The following is a 915-nucleotide window of genomic DNA, read 5'->3' as shown; positions in this document are numbered from 1 at the left end:
GGTTCGACTCAGGTTGTTGCTGGTGCGAAGGTTAACGATACGGTGACGTACAAGAACCTGGTTCCGGGTAAGGAATACACCCTGTTCGCTGAGCTGATTTCCAAGGAGGACGGCAAGACCGTTCTGGGTAAGGGTGAGAAGACCTTTACTCCGGAGACCGCTAACGGTAAGACCGTTGTTGAGATCACTGTTGATGAGTCCGTCAAGAAGCCGGTTGAGGCTGCGGTTGCTTTTGAGAAGTTGACTTCTGTTGAGGTCAACGACAAGGGCGAGGAGACTCCGGGTACTGATCCGGAGAATCCGAACGACATTGCTAAGCACGAGGACATCAATGATAAGGCTCAGACTGTGACCTCTAAGGATGAGCCGTCTGAGTCCACTACGCCGGAGCAGCCGGGCGAGTCGACGACTCCGGAGAACCCGGATGAGTCCACCACGCCGGAGAACCCGGATGAGTCTACGACTCCGGAGAATCCGGGTGAGGAGCCGTCTGAGTCGACCACTCCGGAGAACCCGGATGAGTCCACCACTCCGGAGAACCCGGATGAGTCGACCACGCCGGAGAACCCGGATGAGTCCACCACGCCGGAGAACCCGGGCGAGTCGACCACTCCGAAGACGACGGAGCCGTCTGAGTCGACGACTCCGGGTAAGCCAGGTGATGAGTCTGGCAAGCCGAAGATTTCGACGAATGCTGACTTCGCTAACGGTTCGACTCAGGTTGTTGCTGGTGCGAAGGTTAACGATACGGTGACGTACAAGAACCTGGTTCCGGGTAAGGAATACACCCTGTTCGCTGAGCTGATTTCCAAGGAGGACGGCAAGACCGTTCTGGGTAAGGGTGAGAAGACCTTTACTCCGGAGACCGCTAACGGTAAGACCGTTGTTGAGATCACTGTTGATGAGTCCGTCAAG

At 56.3% G+C, this 915-nt stretch carries 1 protein-coding gene; it reads left to right on the top strand.

Translation table 11 applies throughout. From position 1 onward, the window contains the following. Positions 1–915, top strand: a 915-nt coding sequence (locus tag ACUY3D_RS12660) for a VaFE repeat-containing surface-anchored protein (protein WP_448241223.1), incomplete at both ends; no start/stop codon positions are given.

This window comes from Corynebacterium guaraldiae (assembly GCF_053480195.1).
The sequence above is the reverse complement of the archived record's forward strand: the minus strand, read 5'-3'. Positions and strand labels throughout refer to the sequence as shown.